This window comes from Burkholderia sp. SR8 (genome assembly GCF_052851275.1).
This window is the reverse complement of the sequence record NZ_JAULUC010000011.1, coordinates 191,378-207,985: the sequence shown is the minus strand read 5'-3', so window position 1 is coordinate 207,985 and position 16,608 is coordinate 191,378. Positions and strand designations below refer to the sequence as shown.

The window sequence follows — 16,608 nt, the reverse complement described above, 5'->3', positions numbered from 1 at the left end:
CTGCGAGGAACTTCGTGTTTCTCAGCAGCGCTGCGTTTTCAGCAGCAGAGAAGCGAGATTATCAACCGTTTTTTAAAACTCGTCAACAACTTTTTTAACTACTTCGTTGCGATGACTGCGGTTTAAATCCTTGTGCGATGGGGCTCTACAACCTGCCATCAACCGCACCGCTTCCCTTCTTTCCCCGCGCTGCGTTGCCGTCAGCGCGAAAGAGGCGTGATTCTATGCACGTGCCCCAGTCTCCGCAAGCCTTTTGTGAAAATATTTTTACAAGCGGGGCCCGCGACCGTCGAGCCGCCCCACGGGTAGCCATGGAAGCGGCTCGGTACCAACTTCGCCCGATAGCCGTTGAACAGCGCCGCCCGTATCGAGCGTAACGCTCCGTCGCTCACCTCCCCACCATCGCCCTCAGCACTCCATCCCGCCGGATCAGCCCGTGATACAGCGCAGCCGCAAAGTGCAGCAGGAATGTGGCGAAGAACAGGTAAGCCAACAACCGATGCGCGAGCCGAAGCCACGCGAACGTCACCGGATCCGCCGAAACCAGCGCCGGCAATTGCACGCCGCCGCCCAACGTCACCGGATAGCCGCCCGCCGACAGCATCGCCCACCCGATCAGCGGCATCGCGAGCATCAGCGCATACAGCAGCAGATGCGACCCATACGCGGCAACCTTCTGCCACCCGGGCAAATCCTCAGGCAACGCCGGCGGCTTCGACGAGAGCCGCACCACGATCCGCACGCAAACCAGCACCAGCACGGCAATCCCGATCGGCTTGTGCAAGGCCACCAGAAAATCGTGCCGGCGGGAAACCGACGCCACCATCCCCACGCCGACGAACAGCATCGTGAGCACCATCGCGGCCATCACCCAATGCAGCACCCTCGCCGGCAAGCTAAACGTCGTAGCAGACTTCATCACCGTCCCTCCGCACTCAATTGCGCCGCACCGGCGACGCCGGCCTCTTCACTCGTCCTGCGCAGATACGAATCCGCATACGCGGCCGACCGCGCCGCCAGCAACGGATCGCCCGATACCTGAATCCCCTGCGGCAGCACCGTCGGGTCGTAATTCACGTCGCGGCACGGCCCGCTGTCCTGCGGCTCCACGCGATCGAGCACGAGCGTGCCCGCGTCGATCGTCGTGCGCTGCGCGGGCCACGTCTTCGTCGCGTCGTCCACCGGGTCGCCGGGATCGGCCAGCGTGATCAGCAGTTTCCATTTCTGCGCACCGTCCGCGATGCGCCGCGTCAGGTCCTGCTGCAGCACGTTCGGATCCGCGGCCGTCGCGACGTCGCCGGCGCCGGCCGTCTGCTCAGGCACCACGCGCCACCGCACCGCCTGGCGCTTGCCGGCCGCGTCGACGAAGTAGAACGCGTTCAGCCCGTAATAGCTTTCGGTGACGTAGCTCGCGCTCGGCTTCGCACCCTTCACCCACGCGCGGAACGCGGCCGTCTCCGGATGCGCGCCGAAAAACGCCTTCACCTTCGCCGGATCGGGCTTGCCCGTCGCCGGATCCGGCCGCGTCGCAAGCATCTGCGCGTAGAACGCCTTCGGCGTCGCCACCGGAAACACCGGCATCGCGTTCATTCCGGTCCGCCATTGCTGGCCGTCGGGCGCGGTGAGCTTCAGCGCGAGGCTGCGGATCGGCACGCTGCTGTCCGGTGCATACGGATTCCCGCCCGGCAGCGCGAACCGGCCGACCACCGGCGTGCGCACCGCCTTGAAGAACGGCGCGACCGAATACGCGCTCGCCGCGCCGTTGCCTTCGAAGTAGCCGGTCACGCACACGCCCTTCGCGTGATTGCGCCGGAAACCCGGATGCTCGCCGCCGCCGGCCGTCTGCAGCGCGTCGACGAGCCGGTGCGGCGTCAGGCGCGCCGGCGCGAGCCATCCGCCGACATACCCGAACGCCACCGCCACGCCGGCCACCGCGCCGCCGATCACGGCCCAGCGCCACCACCCGCGCCCGGGCTCGCGCGGCGGCGAAGAAGAGGAAGATTGCTTCATGGATGCACTCCCGATCGTCTGATCATTGTCGAACGCACGTAGGACGCCGGCCGCGCCGCTTTATTCCAGCAAGGAATTTTTCGTATGCTGACGGAATAAGCGGCGCCGACCGGCGTCCTACGCGGCATCTCCACGCTTATCGGCTCGCGCCCCGGCCATGCCCTCAAACGCTCCCGACGACGACGCTTTGCGCGAACTCATTCCCCGGCTGCGACGCTTCGCGCTCTGGCTGGCGCGCGACGTCCACGCGGCCGACGATCTCGTCCAGTCGACGCTCGAGCGCGCGCTGTCGCGCTGGACGGGCCGCCGCGACGACGCGTCGCTGCGCAGCTGGCTGTTCACGATCCTTTACCGGCAGTTTCTCGACGGCAAACGCAGCGCGAAGCGCTATGCGTGGCTGCTCGGGCGAATCCGCACCGATGACGCGCCGCACTGGCCGTCTGCCGAACGCGAAGTGGCCGCGCGCGCGACGCTCGAAGCGTTCGGCCGCTTGTCCGACGAGCAGCGCAGCCTGCTGCTGCTCGTCGCGATCGAAGGCTTCACGTATCGGGAAGTCGCCGACCTGCTCGACGTGCCGATCGGCACCGTGATGTCGCGCCTGTCCCGCGCGCGCCAGGCGCTGCGCCAGCTCAGCGACGGCGAGCTCCCTGCTCCTTCTCTCCGCTTGATGAAATGAACAACCTCCGTCCCGACGAACACGATCTCCAGGCCTACGTCGACGGCCAGCTCGACGACGACGCGCGCGCCGCGGTCGAGCGATATCTCGCGCTGCATCCGGAGAGCGCGGAACAGGTGAGGCAGTGGCAGCAGGATGCGCAGCGGTTGCGGGCTGCGCTCGAAAGCGTACGGATGCCTGGCGAGAATTCCGAGCTCGATCCGGCGGCGATTCGGGCTCGGCGTGCGGAGCGCTCGAGAGTGCGGTTCGCGATGGCGGCTTCGTTCGTGTTCTGTATCGGACTCGGGACGTTCGGTGGATGGCAAGCGCGCGGATGGAACGCGCCGCCGCCCATCGCGCCGATGAGCGATGCGATCGAGGCTTACCGGATGATGGTGGTCGATCAGGCCGCGAAGGTGGATTTCCGGCCGACGAGTGCGGGCGATTTGCAGCGGTGGCTCACCCGACGCGTCGGTGCGTCGGCGCGGCTGCCGGATTTGAGTGCGGCCGGGTTCAGGGCGGTTGGCGGGCGGTTGTTTACGACGGACAGCGGGGCGACTGCCGCGATGGTGCTCTATCAGGATGATGCCGGGCGGACGCTGAGTTTCTATCTCCGGCCGGCGGAATCGAAACATCGGCTGCTGCCGGCCGGGCAACGCGTGGATGGGGCGTTGCTTGCGCGGTATGGGTCGGTGGATGGGCTCAATTATGCGGTGGTCGGGCCGGCCGGGAGTCTCGGGGAGAAAGCGGTCGTGGAGGCGCTCGATCAACAGACCTGAGTGGTACGATGCGCGCCCGGTCGACGGTCGTTGGTGGTCGGCGGCTCCTTTGGCGGAGCGGCTCGGCGGGGCTTGAATGTACTTGCGCTCACCCGTTGATCGCACAGCGTTTCGACTGACTTTGCCGGTTGGTTTTCCACATCGATCAAGTGGTGCTCCATGCCGACATCGGTCGGTTCGCTCACCGTTGAGCCTGCACAGCATTTCGGGTCATTTTGAAGTGCGATGTCCACAGCCCGTGAGATAACGCGACCTTCCGCACCGAACTCGCTTACCTTCTCCCGTTCGATGCACAGCGATTCGACTGGTTGGTGTGCGAGTTGTCCACATACGGGCTGCCGGCAAGCGCACGAAGGCGGTCTCCAGGACGAGCAGCGTCGCGGTATCCTCAACGCCACCGACTCGTCCAGCGACGGCTCCCTCAGTGCATTCGTGTTGCCCACCGGCTACAAGACCTTGACCAGCCGCCACGTCACCCAGTGCACCTTCAAAGAGCCCAAATTGTCCTTGACCAGCATGTCCGGCATCGGGGCTCCGCGGTCGACGCGGATGGTTTTACCTCCATACTCGTCCGTGTGCCACTCTCCCGAAACCGGACAGATTTCCCCTGTGCGAATCGGTGCCACATTACGAGGCGCCAGCGGCTCCGGCCTTTGTTCGCGCGTCAAAAAGTACTGAGACTCGTCCGGCACGATGCCGTCCTTGTATCGGGTGTCTTCCCACAACAAACGCCAATGCGTGGATCGGAGCGTCACGTCGAACGTGTCAACGTCAACGTCCGAAAAACTGGGAGCGACCACGCCCGCAACGAAATAGTTGAAGCATCCGTTATTTCCGAACAACTTGGCGTCGAGCGGGATGACGCCGGAAATGCGACTTTGCTCAATGGTGACCGGCTCCCAAATGCCGTCGCACGGAACTGTCTGCCCCGACCGAATCACCGGACCAGCCGCGTCGGGTACGGCAGGCAACACGGCCGGAAACACGGGATAGTCGAGTTTGTAGAAGCCGTGGTCGTAATGTGCAGGATCGAGCAGCGAACTCGGCCACTCGAGACTTGCGACGTTTTCGTCGGACCACACCTCCAACGGTGCGTAGTCCATTTGAAATTGTGACGCACGCATCAATTGGTAAAGTGCGTCGACTTTGGGCGGGTAAGGAACTGCCTGGCCTCGCTCCCAATAATTGGGGTTTCTATAGAAATAGCGTCCCAGGTCGTTGAATTTACGGACCACTCGCTCCAGCGCTTGACCTGCACGCCATACGAAGCGTCGTCCCTTCCCGAGTTCAGCCACGCCCTCGTCATAGTCGCTCAGGATTTCGAAAATCGCGATTAGGTGATCCGCCTCCATCGCGTCCGGATCGCTCGCCGGCCATGTCTTGATAGCGACTTCATACGCGTCTGCGAATATCTTGAAGGCCTCGTATTTGGCTTTCCAGAGAGACCAACTCGTCAGACGCTGAAGCAACCAGAACACTTTGCGACGTGTAACGTCATCGTGCATATCGTATTTGTTCATCACTCTGCCCATCTGCTCAGTAGACGTACCCGGTCCGAAAATTATTGGGCATCATTTGCTGCGAATTTCATCGTGAGCCAGCTTCCTGGTGGATGCGGCGCCAGCATCTTCGGCGGTCTTCCCATAACCGAAAAGCTTTTCCACGTTTTCCCAATTCGTCTTGTAGAACTTGAAGACGACTCCGTTGACTTCCTTTTCATAGAAATCACCCAGCTTGCCACTCTTCATGTCCTCACCGATCGCTTTGATCGCCTCGTTGATGCCCGGTCCAAAGCTACCGAACAACTGGTCGCCTCCTCCTTCGAGATATTGCAGACGCCCCGCTTCCGTATCGTACTGCTCTGCAACCTTGCCCATCCAAAGCTTGGCCTCGGGCCAAAGCGAAGCTAGATTCTCAGGGAGATGCGCCACCGTCATGTAGCCGTTGGCATTGAATCTATCGAGGACCGCGCAAAACTCGCGCCACTCTTCTGCGGTTTCCGGGACCTTGCCCACGCCCCAGTACATGCCGCCCGCAAACGACTCGGTGCCAATGGCGCCAGCGTTACCAAATACTCGAAACACCCTTTTCCCGGCGAGTTTCGCGGCATCCCACGCGGCGATCGCACCATGAAACGACGCAATTGCCGAGTACGCCTCTTTTCCGGCAAAGACCGCCATCGGATCCTTCCTGCGAAAAAGGTCAGGCCACCCCTTCGCGATCCATGCGTCGTATTTCGCCCGTAACGCCGCAATCACGCGCTCGTCTTCGACGAGTGCCGGGTTCGCCCGATACTGCCCCTGCGGCAGCTTCCGCACTCGGACCTTCTCCTCCAGGACAGCTTCCGACTCCCGCTCTACCTTCGGCTTACCGCCCGTCGCAATCGAACGCTTCTCTCCGTCATAGGCGGCGTTCTTGAGCACACGAATCTTGTTCTCGAGTTCGTCGAGTGCCTTGGGAACCATCTTGTCCGCCATGCGCGGCAACTCGTCGAATCCACCGGCAACTGTCTGCAATTGCATTTGCCACGGATTCGGCAACATCCGGCCAACATGCGTATCCAGCACTTTATCGATCACGTGACGCATGTTCTCGCAGAAATCCTTCAGCCTTCCGAGGATCTGCGTCTGATATTGCTTCACATTCAGGGACCGCAACCACTTGAGCGCATCGCCATATCCCATCCGGTTCAAATAATGTACGACCTCCACCAGCAGCTTTTCGTCCTTCGCAACATCGCCGGTCGCGCGTAGCGCCAATCGACCCACGCCCTTGATGACACCGCCATACACGGGAATCAGCGCGAACACGAGAACGACCAGCAGAATCCACTCCGAGACTTCCTGGCGCTTCCGGGGATCGGTGCTCATTCCGATGCTTACGGCAAGCAGATCGCGCACGGCAGTCACGTCTCCAAGCACTGGAATCATGCCTATCGCCGCGTCTGTCAAAATCTGACTGATGGTCTGCTTTTCGTTGAACGCCCCCTGCATCGTTCCCCAGCACCATCTACCCACTTCCATTGAAGTTTTTTTGAAATCGTCAAGACCCCAGCTCACGCTCATGCCCCTTGGTGCTTCTTGATCAATGCATCGATATCGCTGTCAGAAAGCGACCCGCTCTTGAAGTCCGGATTCTTCGTGAGATTCTTGCGCGCATAGTCACGCGCATCCGGCCCGAGCTCGACTTTCACGATGCCCGCCGGCACATCCTCGAGATGCATCCTGCCCTGCGAATCCAGCACGCCTTGTCGCGTACCACCATCGGATAGTGTCGCGACATACTTGGCACCGCGAACCGGTTCATCGTCGTGGTAAAGGTATTGCAGGGCTGCAGCGTTCGTCGAGGTCGGCATCGCAGGCAACGGATAGGTCATGCTCGTCGGCCCCGCGAACGTATGCGATGCACCTTTGATGTCGACCTTGCCGGGCGCATGAACCTCGACGTTCCCATCCTTGATCCGGATGTACGCGCCGCCGCTCGTCAGCAGAATCCCCTGATCGGCCGCGATCTCAATCCGGTCGGTTGCAGACACAACCTTCACCGCCTTCTGCGCGGTCACCTCGACGTTGTCCGACTGCGCCTGGATCTCGACCTTGCCCTTGCCCGCGAACAGCTTCATCCCCGCGTTCTGCACGAACAGGCTCAGCTTCTGCCCGATGCTGCCAATCAGCGACTTGCCCGCCGCGACATGCACGCTCTGTCCGCTCGCGACGTTCACGTGATCGTTCGCAACCATATGCAGCGACTGCTGCGTCGACATCGCGATCCCCGACGGGCTGCCGAACAGCATCACCGGCTCCTTGAACGCATTCGCGCTGCCCGTGCCGCCGCCTGCCGTACGTCCGCCCGACGCGTTGCCCGACACACTGTCCTGCGTCGCGTCGGTGAACGCGCGCATCGTGTCGTGTGCGTCCTTCAGACTTTCCGCCTGATGCTGCTCGCTCACGCCCGACAGCGCTTCCACCAGGCTCTCGCCGTTCACGAGCTGCTGCTGCGCTTCCTTCACGTCGAGCGGCTGGCTGTTCGGCGCCTTCGGATGGGTGGTGACGTACAGGCCCTGGCTCGCGCGCACCGCGCCGTATGCGTCCGAGCGCAGGTCGAAGCCGCTGCCCAGATACGAGCCACGCGAATTGCCGTTCTGGTCGATCAGATAGCCGAGATGCAGCAGGCTGTTCGCGCTGCTGCTCAGCAGCTGCACGCGGTTCTGCCCGGTCGCGTCGTCCATCGCGAGATGGTTGTAGCCGCTGCCCGAATACTCTTTCGACCGATACCCGGACAGGATCCCGTCGCTATGCCATTGCGGCTGGTTCGCACCGTTGTACACGCGCCCGACTGCGAGCGGCCGGTCGCAATCGCCGCCCACATAGTCGATCAGCACTTCCTCGCCGATGCGCGGCACGTGCACGCCGCCGTAGCCGCCGCCGGTATCCGACTGAACCACGCGTACCCAGCACGATGCGTTCTCGTTACCGGGATTGATGCGATCCCACACGAACTGCACACGGATCCGGTTCAGTTCATCCGTATAGACTTCCTCGCCCTGCGGCCCGACGACGATCGCCGTCTCGAGATGCATCTTCGGCTTCTCGTGTTCGAACGGGCTGCGATACGGCACGCTCACGCGCTGTGCTTCGACTTCGACGAGATAGAAGCCGACCGAGCCGTCGTCGTGCGGCACCTGCAGCCCAGGCGTGTTCTCGTATCGAGCGCGTATCCGGTCGAGCACGCGCGTCAGGCTATGCGGGAAGTCCGAATCGCTACCAAGTACCGGCAGGTTGTTCTCGATCCACCATTCGACGCCGATCGCCGCGAATTCGCGCTGGTCGGCCGAATCGCGATCGTGCGCCGGATGATCGGCCAGTATGAAACGCCGACCTGCATCGATGCCGCGCACGCCGCCCGCCCCGAAGAAACGCTTCGCCCGAGACTCCCATTCCTCCATCCGAATCTTCGACAGATGGTCGCCGCGGGACTGGTCGAGATATGTGTAGCCGCCTGTGTACTCGTACACCTCGAGCTGGTCCGGCAATGCCCCTTGACCACCCATCGTCGGCAGCGACGTACCCTTGGGGTTCGCCGCCTGTGCCGGATTCTTGTAATCGAATGTGCGCGTCGTCAGGGTCACGCTCTGCAGCGTGCGCGTACCCGACCATTGCGTGAAAGCGTCGGCTTCACCGGCTGCGCCTCCGTGGTCGAAGCGCACGGTTTCTGGCGACAGCGGCGCGAACGCCTGCAGGTTGTCGGTGATCACGAGGGTATGCGACTTGCCATCATCGCCCTGTTGCCACGTGCAGTAGAGCCCTTCGTCTTCCATCAACCGATGCACGAAGTTCCAGTCCGTTTCACTCTGCCGCGTGAACGAGCGGTTCGGCAAAGGTTGCGACAACGAAAATCGGAACTGTCCGCGCGCTTCCGGATGCATGTTCAGCACATCGGAGATGACTTCCTCCGCGTTCTGCTCGATCCAGATCTTCTCGTCCCGGCGGAACCGAAGCACATGCATCCATGCATGAAGTTCCAGCTGATAGGTCGTGAGCCCGCCATTCGCGCCCAGTCGACGAGCGGTATATACGTTGCCGCTGATGGGCCGGTAGGAGTTGTCGGCCTGCTGGATCCAGAGCGTCGCTGGCTGTGCGATCAGCTTCTTGAGTTCGATACCACTGTCGCTCGATATCACATCGAGCGTGAACGAATAGTCTCGACCGATTCGCGATCGACCCACCGCTCGCTGTACAGCGAGTGCGTTGGGTCCGAGCGGCGTATCCAGCTTGAGCAAACGATCCTGCTGAAGCAAGCCACCGCGAATCGCGGCAGCGATATCCGGCATGTTCATGATTCTGCCCTTTTTTATTTCAGCACCCTCGGATGGTGTCTGTCCTGCATTCGCGCGGGATTTTACCGCTTTGTCAGGGCTTTACTGTCAATCATCGTAGGCGGGAACGTTGAGAATATTGAAGTCGGTGCCGTGCTTCAGATTTTATCGAAAGCTGCCGTCCGTGCTTCCCACACCGACCACCTCGTCCAGCGCCGTTCACCGTCGTCATCCAGCTTCCTTCTTCAGCCATTCACCGATTTCCGCGATGTCCTCACCGGACAGCCGGCCGACGCGCTCGACCGACACCGCGTGGTCGAGATCGAACTTCATGTTGAATCGCTCTCCGTTGTAACGGCGACACCGGACTTGTGCTTCCGGTATCGATACACGTTGCTCGAACACGATATCGCCCGAGTGCTGCTGCATCCGGTGTACGACGGTATCGATATCGAGTGTGTCGAGTCGGTCGATGAGGAGTCGGCCATCTGTGGTGAGCCGGTCTGTCGGTCTGGCATTCAGAGTGCCGACGATTCTACAGACCAGGCAGTTCGCCGATCGGCCGCGGGCCTCACAGCGTGCCGATCGGGTTGTCCATCCGCTGCACGCAGTGCCTATCCCGCCCGGTTCACAGTCGCGGGACTGTGCTTATCCAAAGGTGCTAACAGAGTTCGTATACATACGTAGTGATAGTTAACAAGCGCGCGGCCTCACAGTGGATAACCGGCGTAACGCACTGAATTTTCAGGACGAAGCGGATTGCATAACCACCCCCATTGCACAGGCAAATCTCTGTGGAGCACAGAACAACTTTTCGTCGATTCACAGCGGCGGCAACATATCCTCAATCGTTCCACTGTGAATCCAGAGGCTTGTCGGACGGTTATCCAGAGGGGAATGTGGATAACGTCACAGCGCATCGACGCGTTTTGCTGTGACGAGCGCGCGTGACGCTGGCACCCTCAGCATCGCGGCTACCCCTCGATTGGCAGCGTCGCCACGCGCGCGATTCAAAAAAATTCACGAAGGGGCTTGTGCTGCCCCAAAACCCTCTCTATAATTCGCGGCTTCTTAGGCTCGTAGCTCAGTTGGTTAGAGCACCACCTTGACATGGTGGGGGTCGTTGGTTCGAATCCAATCGAGCCTACCAACGAACAAAATGAAGGGGTCCGGCAGCACGCATTGCCTACAGGCAATCCGGCTTGCCAAACATACAAACGCCACGCGGCAACATCGCGTGGCGTTTTTCTTTTTGCGGCCGGAACCACATGAGCCACGCCGCCGCATCATGCGACACACGGACGGCGTCGCATCCTTATCCGATCAGCTCGCGCACAATTCGACAGCCAACGTGCGCCGGGTAGAATCGTCAGCGCATCATCACGAGATCCTGCAGCGCTGCCTGCGCGTGTCTCGAGTTCAATCCATCAAAACGACAACGCGCGATCCGCGCAACTGAGAGAGCACGACCATGTCCGAGGTCACGACCATCGCATCGTCCGCGAGCAATGACGAAATCGCCGCGTACGTCGGCAAGAAGGCCGACTGGTTCGAGAAGAAATGGGCGATCGCCGCCGCACGGAAGAACCGGCTGTCCTGGAACTGGGCGGCCTGCCTTCTCGGGCCGGTCTGGATGGCGTACCGCTGCATGTACCGGCAGGCGGCCGCCGTACTCGGCGCGTCGCTCGCGATCACGTTGATCGAGCTGCTGTATTTTCCCCAATCCTTTGAATCGACCACGCTCGACCCGATCACGATCGCGATCGCAGTGACGCTGGGCTGGTGCGGAAACGGCCTCTACAAGACGCACGTCGAGCGCCGGATCGAAACGCTGCGGCCGAGTGCGACGCCCGGCGCATCGTTTCTCGCGCTCCTCGAAGCGCAGGGTGGCACGAACTGGCTCGCGGCGCTGGGCTTCGCCGTTGCGACGCCCGTGCTCGGCTACGCGTTGCTCGTGATTCGCAATGTCGTGGTCGGGATGGGGTGAGCGCGGCAACGCGCGATAAAGATGGAGGAAGCAGGGCGGCGCCGCCGTTCCCGGCATCGGCCGCGCTGCCGCACTCAATGCAGATGCTTCAACTTGTCAGGATTGCGCACGACATAGATCGCGACGATCTTCCCGTCATCGATCTCGAGCGCGGTGGTCTGCAACTCGCCGTCGGCTTCCAGCGTGACGAACCCGGGCAACCCGTTGATGAACCCGGCCCGCACGAGCTTCGACGCATGCGTGACGAACAGTTCCGCCAGGTATTCGTGCACCTTCATCACGCGCTCGAACCCGAACACCGGCTTGCCGGCGGCCGTGCGCTTGCCGCCGCCGTCCGAATGCAGGCTCACGTCCTCGGCGAGCATCGCGCCGAGCGCGCGCATGTCGCCGCTGCGTGACGCCGCGAAGAACGCCTCGGCCAGCTCGATCCCGCGCTGCTTCTCGACATGGAACCGCGGCCGTGCCTCGCGCACGTGCGTGCGCGCCCGCGCGGCGAGCTGCCGGCATGCAGCCGGGTCACGCTGAATCGTCGTCGCGATCTCGTCGAACTCGAGGCCGAACACGTCGTGCAGCAAAAACGCCGCGCGCTCCAGCGGCGACAACCGTTCGAGCGCGAGCATCAGCGGCAGCGTGACGTCTTCCTGCTCGTCTTCGTCGACGACAGGCTCGGGCAGCCACGGGCCGATATAGGTCTCGCGCTGGTGCCGCGCGGACTTCAGCTGGTCGAGGCACATGCGTATCACCATGCGCCGCAGGAACGCCTCGGGCACACGCACCTCGGCGCGATCGACGTCCATCCAGCGGATGAACGCCTCCTGCACGATGTCCTCGGCATCCGCGACGGAACCGAGCATCCGGTACGCGACGCGGATCAGCGTGCGACGCAGCGGGTCGAAGCTTGCCGCGGCATCGGCCCGGTCTTCGGCGCTGCTAGCTGCCGGATCGAGGTTGGTCATCAGGCGACCATCTTCGCGGCAGCGGCTTTCGCCTCGGCCGGATCGACCCACAGCCCGAAGCCGACGGCCAGCCGGTTCCAGCCATTGATCACGTTGATCATCAGCGTGAGCTTCACCTGTTCCTCCTGGCTGAAGTGGTCGTTGAGCGCCGCATACGCGGCTTCGTGCGCGCCGTGGCCTTCCGACAGCCGCGTGAGCGCATCGGTCCAGCCGAGCGCCGCGCGTTCGCGGTCGGTGTAGCAGGGCGCTTCGCGCCACGCGGCCAGCAGGTGGATGCGCTGCTCGGTCTCGCCTTGCTCACGCGCCTCGACGGTGTGCATGTTAAGGCAGTTCGCGCACGCGTTGATCTGCGACGCGCGGATCTTGACCAGCTCGATCAGCGTCGGCTCGAGGCTCCCGGCCGCGGCGACCGATACGGCCATCCAGTTCTTCATCAGCGCGGGCGCAGCGGCAAACGGATTGAGTTTGGCAGTCATGGTTCCTTCTCCTTTCGTGTGGGTTCCGCTGATATGACGAGCGAGCCCCCCGCGTGTGTGACATCGGCGCAAAAAATTTTCAAAAGCAGGGAAGGACGGGGCGGCCAGAGAAGTAGTCCGGCGCGCCGAAGGCCGCGGCGCCCCCGTGCTGCCCTCGCGCTGAACGGAGCGGGTATCAGCGGCTACGACGTCGCTTTCCCGGCAGACCCCGGCCATCGGACCTTTCATGCGCACCGCGCGGCTGTCATGAGGCGTCGGTAGTGTCGAGGTGGAGGCACGCACCTTGCGCTCAGCCGCCGAGCGCCGCGCGGACAGGGACCCCGCGGTTCATCCCGCAGGCAGCCCGCGCAATTCGAATCCTTTCATTTTTCTTTCGCTTTTGTTTCACCCGAAATCCGATTCGCGACGTTCACGTTTCTGGCCCATACTGTTCTGCACGGGCAGATGCAGTGACGCCGCATTCGCGGCCCGGTGCGCGCGCCGGTTGCCCGACGACGCAGCAACGAAGGTCGCACGTCAGCCGCGCGCATCCGAGCGCAAGGCTTTCCTTTTTCCGGCAACGCAACGCAGCGAATCGCGACGTGGACGGTAAACCGATGAGCCTCCTTGCATCCGAGCTTCAGCGCCGTTACCAGGACGTGCGCTCCCATAGCGTCGCATTGACCGCGACGCTGTCCGCCGAAGACCAGGCCGTGCAGTCGATGCCCGACGCGAGTCCGGTGAAATGGCATCTCGCGCATACGACCTGGTTCTTCGAAACGGTCGTGCTGATGCGCCGCGTGCCCGGCTACACGCCGTTCGACGACGCATTCCAGTTCCTCTTCAATTCCTATTACGAAGCGCTCGGCCCGCGCCATCCGCGGCCGCAGCGCGGGCTGCTCACGCGTCCGTCGCTCGACGAAGTGCACGCGTACCGGCAGCACGTCGACGAAGCGATGCTGCGCGCGCTCGCCGGCACCGATCCGGCGCTGCTCGCCGCGAGCGCGCCCGAGATCGAGCTGGGCCTGCATCACGAGCAGCAGCATCAGGAACTGATCGTCACGGACATGCTGCATGCGTTCTCGTGCAACCCGCTGAAGCCGGCGTTTCGGCCGCGCGGCGGCGCCGACATGCACGCCGGCGCCGCACTGGCCGCAGGCGACGCCGGTCCGTTGCGCTGGCTGCATCAGCCGGGCGGGCTCGTCGAGATCGGCCACGACGGCGACACGTTTTCGTTCGACAACGAGCGTCCGCGCCATACGGCGCTCGTGCGTCCATGCGAGATCGCGAACCGTCTCGTGACGAATGCGGAATTCGCGGCGTTCGTCGCGGACGGCGGTTACGAACGGCCCGAATACTGGCTGTCCGACGGCTGGGCGACGGTGCAGCGGGAAGGGTGGTTTGCGCCTGCGTACTGGCTGCCGGCCGACGACGTCGGCGCTGCAGCACGCGCGCGTGGGTGGCGCACGTTCGGCCTGCACGGCGTCGAGCCGCTCGCGCCGGATGCGCCGGTGTGCCACGTGAGCTTCTATGAAGCGGCGGCGTACGCGGAATGGGCGGGCGCACGGTTGCCGACCGAATTCGAATGGGAAGCCGCGTTCGGCCTCGATGGCCTTCAGCAGATGCTCGGGCACGTGTGGCAATGGACGCGTTCGTCGTACGAGCCGTATCCGGGCTTTCGGCCGCTCGCCGGCGTAGCGGCCGAATACAACGGCAAGTTCATGGTCGGTCAGCAGGTCCTGCGCGGCAGCAGCATCGCAACGCCGCCGGGGCACGAACGGCCGACGTACCGCAATTTCTTTCCGCCGGCCGCGCGCTGGCAATTCACGGGAGTGCGACTTGCGCGAGACGTCTGACCTGACGGCCACGAGCGGTGGCCTGCAACCCGCCCGCGATACGCGGCCGAGCGCGTTCGAGCGCGACCTGATCGACGGACTGTCGCGCACGCCGCGCAGCATCTCGCCGAAATACTTCTACGATGCGGCCGGCTCCGCGCTGTTCGACCGCATCTGCGAACTGCCCGAGTACTACCCGACGCGCACCGAACTCGGCATCCTGCGCGACCGTGCCGCGGAGATCGTGCGGCGTGTCGGCCCGCATGCGGACATCGTCGAATTCGGCGCGGGCTCGCTCGAGAAGATCCGCGTGCTGCTCGACGCGTGCGCGGCCAACTACGCGAACGCGCCGGCACGCTACGTGCCGATCGACATCTCGGCCGACTACCTGCACGGCGCGGCCGCGCGGCTGCGTGCCGCGTATCCGTGGCTCGACGTCGCGCCGATCGCGGCCGACTACACGAAGGCCGAACAGCTGGCCGAGCTGACGGAAACGCCGCGGCGACGCATCGGCTTTTTCCCCGGTTCGACGATCGGCAACTTCTCGCCGGAGGAAGCCGATGCGTTCCTGCGCGATGCCGCGCGGCTGTTGCGCGGCGGCGGCCTGCTGGTCGGCGTGGATCTGGTGAAGGACGAGCGCACGCTGCATCACGCGTACAACGACGCGCAGGGCGTCACCGCGCAGTTCAACCTGAACCTGCTCGCGCGCGCGAACGCAGAGCTCGGCGCGGACTTCGATCTCGACGCGTTCTCGCACTGCGCGTTCTACGAGCGCGAGCGGCAGCGCATCGAGATGCATCTCGTCAGCGATATCGCGCAGACGGTGCACGTGCGCGGCCACGCGTTCCGCTTCGACGCCGGCGAGCGCATTCATACGGAGAATTCGCACAAGTTCACGATCGACGGTTTCCATGCGATTGCGCGGCGCGCGGGATTCGAGCCGGACACCGTATGGACCGATGCGGACGACCTGTTCAGCGTGCACTGGCTGCGCAGCGTCGACGATATCCGCGCGTAGCGCCGTCGCGTACCGCGCATACGGGCGCGTGCAGTTCGCATGCTCGCTGCGTGGCCGGCTCGATTTCCGGCAAAAATTCCCGCTTTCACCGATTCGACGCACCGTCGCCACGGCGTGTCGAATCGCGCGTCTTCCTTGCCCCGCAACGCTTTGCGCGCGCTGGTAAACGGCCGTTACCGGTCTCGCAGACCGGTTTCACCTGTGTCTGCCCGCGATGCCTAGACTCCCAACCGTAGTCACATCAAGCACGACACGTGCAGGGAGTCGCGAAATGAGCAAGAAACTTATTCTCGGTGCAGTTCTCGGTGTAGCGGCGCTGGCAGCTTCGGGCGTCGCATCGGCTCACGTCGACCTGTCGGTCGGGATCGGCGTGCCGGGCGTCTACACGGCGCCGGCACCCGTCTACGTCGCGCCGCCTCCGCCGGTGATGTACGCACCGGTCGGCTATCGCGACGACGACTGGCGTGCGCGTCAGTGGCGTGAACACGAGTGGCGCCGCCGCGAATGGCGCGAGCACGAGTGGCGCGAGCGCGGCTGGCGTGACGGCGACGGCTGGCGCGGCCGCTGGGACTGAAGCCCGGTGACCGGCCGGCGGCGACAGCACTGATCACGACGACAAGGAGAGTGATCGCATGAATCCCATTCGACACATCAGGTTGTGCGCAACGGCCGCAGTCGTTGCGTTCGCAACGATCGGCAGCGCGCATGCGGCGGGCTGCATGAAGGGCGCGGTGGTCGGCGGCGTCGCCGGTCACTACGCGGGACATCACGCCGTGGCCGGCGCGGTCGGCGGTTGCGTGGTCGGCCACCACCTGGCGAAGAAGCACGAGAAGGAGGAGGCTGCCCAGCGCAAGGCAGCCGCGCACGACGACCAGGCGTCGCAGTAACCGCGTTCACCGGCGGAACGGCGAACGCCGGTTCCGCCTTTCAAATCCCTTGTTCGACGGTGTCGGCCGCGTATTCCGCGCACGTGGCCGACACACCGGAAATTGATCTGACGAATGCGCGCCGCGCGCGCCGTTACGATCATTTACAACGCCGCGCAGCGCGGAAATCGCGCGTTCCTAGAATGCAAGCATTCAAACGCGCTCCAGGGAG

At 63.5% G+C, this 16,608-nt stretch carries 14 protein-coding genes and 1 tRNA gene; 8 read left to right on the top strand and 7 right to left on the bottom strand.

The annotated features are described in order from the left end of the window. Window positions 1–388: 388 nt before the first annotated feature. Both Q3A80_RS16805 and Q3A80_RS16800 read right to left on the bottom strand, forming a co-directional pair. Entirely contained in the window at window positions 389–919 is a 531-nt protein-coding gene (locus Q3A80_RS16805) for a cytochrome b (RefSeq protein WP_446330070.1), read from the bottom strand. Beyond that, a complete protein-coding gene (locus Q3A80_RS16800; RefSeq protein ID WP_446330069.1) occupies window positions 919–2,010 on the bottom strand; it encodes a catalase family peroxidase in 1,092 nt (363 codons plus the stop codon). The genes Q3A80_RS16805 and Q3A80_RS16800 overlap by 1 nt, the downstream gene beginning before the upstream one ends. A gap of 157 nt (window positions 2,011–2,167) precedes the next feature. Between Q3A80_RS16800 and Q3A80_RS16795 the strand changes: the two genes are divergently transcribed. Together Q3A80_RS16795 and Q3A80_RS16790 are read left to right on the top strand one after the other, a co-directional pair. Continuing rightward, on the top strand, window positions 2,168–2,686 hold the full coding sequence (locus tag Q3A80_RS16795) for a sigma-70 family RNA polymerase sigma factor (protein ID WP_446330068.1): 519 nt from the start codon (window positions 2,168–2,170) through the stop codon (window positions 2,684–2,686). Continuing rightward, a complete protein-coding gene (locus tag Q3A80_RS16790; protein ID WP_446330067.1) occupies window positions 2,683–3,444 on the top strand; it encodes an anti-sigma factor family protein in 762 nt (253 codons plus the stop codon). Before Q3A80_RS16795 ends, Q3A80_RS16790 begins: the two co-directional genes overlap by 4 nt. Before the next feature lie 446 nt (window positions 3,445–3,890). Here Q3A80_RS16790 and Q3A80_RS16785 read toward each other — a convergent pair whose 3' ends face one another. The 3 genes from Q3A80_RS16785 to Q3A80_RS16775 are packed head-to-tail and all read right to left on the bottom strand — an operon-like array spanning window position 3,891 to window position 9,280. Then, window positions 3,891–4,964 carry an Imm72 family immunity protein gene (locus Q3A80_RS16785; RefSeq protein ID WP_446330066.1) on the bottom strand — a complete coding sequence of 358 codons (1,074 nt, stop codon included), beginning with the start codon at window positions 4,962–4,964 and terminating at the stop codon, window positions 3,891–3,893. Between the two features lie 51 nt (window positions 4,965–5,015). Next, the gene (locus Q3A80_RS16780) at window positions 5,016–6,509 is read right to left on the bottom strand and encodes a hypothetical protein (protein WP_446330065.1); all 1,494 of its coding nucleotides are present in this window, start codon (window positions 6,507–6,509) and stop codon (window positions 5,016–5,018) included. Beyond that, a complete protein-coding gene (locus Q3A80_RS16775) occupies window positions 6,506–9,280 on the bottom strand; it encodes a type VI secretion system Vgr family protein (RefSeq protein WP_446330064.1) in 2,775 nt (924 codons plus the stop codon). Before Q3A80_RS16775 ends, Q3A80_RS16780 begins: the two co-directional genes overlap by 4 nt. A gap of 1,052 nt (window positions 9,281–10,332) precedes the next feature. Here Q3A80_RS16775 and Q3A80_RS16770 point away from each other — a divergent pair. Both Q3A80_RS16770 and Q3A80_RS16765 read left to right on the top strand, forming a co-directional pair. Next, window positions 10,333–10,409 (top strand) — tRNA-Val (locus Q3A80_RS16770). Between the two features lie 321 nt (window positions 10,410–10,730). Further along, window positions 10,731–11,246: a DUF2628 domain-containing protein gene (locus Q3A80_RS16765; protein WP_446330063.1), complete on the top strand. Its 516-nt coding sequence runs from the start codon at window positions 10,731–10,733 to the stop codon at window positions 11,244–11,246. Between the two features lie 74 nt (window positions 11,247–11,320). Here Q3A80_RS16765 and Q3A80_RS16760 read toward each other — a convergent pair whose 3' ends face one another. Beyond that, window positions 11,321–12,202 (bottom strand): sigma-70 family RNA polymerase sigma factor, encoded by an 882-nt coding sequence (locus Q3A80_RS16760; RefSeq protein ID WP_446330062.1) that lies wholly within the window; start codon window positions 12,200–12,202, stop codon window positions 11,321–11,323. Beyond that, complete coding sequence (locus tag Q3A80_RS16755) at window positions 12,202–12,678, bottom strand: carboxymuconolactone decarboxylase family protein (RefSeq protein ID WP_446330061.1); 477 nt, start codon at window positions 12,676–12,678, stop codon at window positions 12,202–12,204. Before Q3A80_RS16755 ends, Q3A80_RS16760 begins: the two co-directional genes overlap by 1 nt. Before the next feature lie 596 nt (window positions 12,679–13,274). Between Q3A80_RS16755 and egtB the strand changes: the two genes are divergently transcribed. The 4 genes from egtB to Q3A80_RS16735 all read left to right on the top strand — a co-directional run bounded on the left by egtB (window position 13,275) and on the right by Q3A80_RS16735 (window position 16,397). Next, window positions 13,275–14,513, top strand: coding sequence for an ergothioneine biosynthesis protein EgtB (gene egtB, locus Q3A80_RS16750; protein ID WP_446330060.1), 1,239 nt, complete (start codon window positions 13,275–13,277; stop codon window positions 14,511–14,513). Then, a complete protein-coding gene (gene egtD, locus Q3A80_RS16745; RefSeq protein WP_446330059.1) occupies window positions 14,497–15,510 on the top strand; it encodes an L-histidine N(alpha)-methyltransferase in 1,014 nt (337 codons plus the stop codon). The genes egtB and egtD overlap by 17 nt, the downstream gene beginning before the upstream one ends. Before the next feature lie 271 nt (window positions 15,511–15,781). Next, window positions 15,782–16,084: a hypothetical protein gene (locus tag Q3A80_RS16740; protein WP_446330058.1), complete on the top strand. Its 303-nt coding sequence runs from the start codon at window positions 15,782–15,784 to the stop codon at window positions 16,082–16,084. 58 nt (window positions 16,085–16,142) lie between these two features. Continuing rightward, window positions 16,143–16,397 (top strand): hypothetical protein, encoded by a 255-nt coding sequence (locus tag Q3A80_RS16735; protein ID WP_446330057.1) that lies wholly within the window; start codon window positions 16,143–16,145, stop codon window positions 16,395–16,397. Window positions 16,398–16,608 lie beyond the last annotated feature (211 nt).